Here is a 1,418-nt window from a genome sequence, read left to right as displayed (position 1 = left end):
ACCTCGGCGTGGTCGCCGGCACCTGCCACCGGCTCGCGGTCATGTACGCGGGCCGCCTCGTCGAGGAGGGCGGCGTGGGCGAGGTGTTCGACGATCACGCGCACCCGTACACGGCGGCGCTCCTGGCCGCCGCGCCCGAGAACGCCATGCGCGGGCGCAAGCCCCGGGCCGTCCCCGGCGCCGTCCCCGCCCCCGGCGAGCCGCCGCCCGGCTGCGCGTTCAGCTCCCGCTGCGCTCACACGCGGCCCGACCCGTGCGACAGCGCGCCGGTCGAGCTCGTCGGGACGGGCGCCCGGAGCGTTCGCTGCGCCCGCAGCACCGAACTCCGCCGGCTCGGCGCGCTCCGCAGGCCGGCGGAGGCGACACCATGAGCGGGCGGGACCAGGTCCGTGGCAGCGGCGCGAGCGGGCAGGAGGCCGGTGCCCTGCTGCGGGCGCGCGGCCTGGAGAAGACGTTCGGCGGGCGGCCCGCCGTGCGGGATGTGTCGTTCGAGGTGGGCACGGGCGAGACGCTGGCCATCGTCGGCGAGAGCGGCTCGGGCAAGTCCACGACCGCGCGCATGCTGGTCGGCCTGCTGCGTCCCGACCGCGGGCAGGTGCTGCTCGACGGCGACGACCTGGCCCGCCTGCGCGGCCGGGCGTTGCGGGCCCGCCGCAGGGACCTGCAGATGGTCTTCCAGGATCCGCTCGGCTCGCTCAACCCGGCCATGCGCGTCGGGGCGAGCATCGCCGAACCCCTCCTGCTGCACACAAGCCTGGACGCCGCCGCCCGCCGCGACCGGGTCGCCGGCCTCCTGCGGCAGGTGGGGCTTCGGCCCGAGCACGCGGACCGGTTGCCGCGCGCGTTCTCCGGCGGCCAGCGCCAGCGCATCGCCATCGCCCGCGCGATCGCCTGCGACCCGCGCGTGCTGATCTGCGACGAGCCGGTCTCCGCGCTGGACGTCTCCACCCAGGCGCAAATCCTCGACCTGCTCGCCGGGCTGCGCGAGGCCACCGGCTTCGGCTGCGTGTTCATCTCCCACGACCTGGCCGTCGTCCGGCTGGTCGCCGACCGGATCGGCGTGATGCGCGGCGGCGAGCTGGTCGAGCTGGGACCCGCCGAGCAGATCTACACCGACCCCCGGCACGAGTACACCCGCGAACTGGTCGCCGCCGTGCCGTCGCTCACCGCGCGGCGCACGGCGAGGACACCATGAACGAGACCGAAGGAGGTGGACGGGTGAGCCCTCCCGTCCGGTTGACGGAGATCGACGTTCCCGGCGACGGCCGCGCCGCGGGCCAGGCGTACGGCGAGGCCGCCCGCCCGCTCGTCCTGCGCCACCACGAGCTGATCGTCAGCGGCCTCGGCCTGGCGGCCGCCAGGGACCGGGCCATGGAATTCCGCGCCGTCACCGAGGCCGTCGCGCCCGACCTGGCCGC

3 protein-coding genes are annotated in these 1,418 nt (G+C 76.4%); all 3 read left to right on the top strand.

Features of this window, described 5'->3' with window-relative positions; all coding sequences use genetic code 11:
- On the top strand, positions 1-371 hold a 371-nt coding region (locus E1267_RS43760), incomplete at its 5' end, for an oligopeptide/dipeptide ABC transporter ATP-binding protein (protein WP_342774968.1).
- The gene (locus tag E1267_RS43755) at positions 368-1,195 is read left to right on the top strand and encodes an ABC transporter ATP-binding protein (RefSeq protein ID WP_132342214.1); all 828 of its coding nucleotides are present in this window, start codon (positions 368-370) and stop codon (positions 1,193-1,195) included. The genes E1267_RS43760 and E1267_RS43755, both read left to right, overlap by 4 nt.
- A gap of 23 nt (positions 1,196-1,218) precedes the next feature.
- On the top strand, positions 1,219-1,418 hold a 200-nt coding region (locus E1267_RS43750), incomplete at its 3' end, for a hypothetical protein (RefSeq protein WP_132342212.1).

Source organism: Nonomuraea longispora (assembly GCF_004348345.1).
Classification (GTDB): domain Bacteria; phylum Actinomycetota; class Actinomycetes; order Streptosporangiales; family Streptosporangiaceae; genus Nonomuraea; species Nonomuraea longispora.
This window is presented reverse-complemented; position numbering and strand designations above follow the sequence as displayed.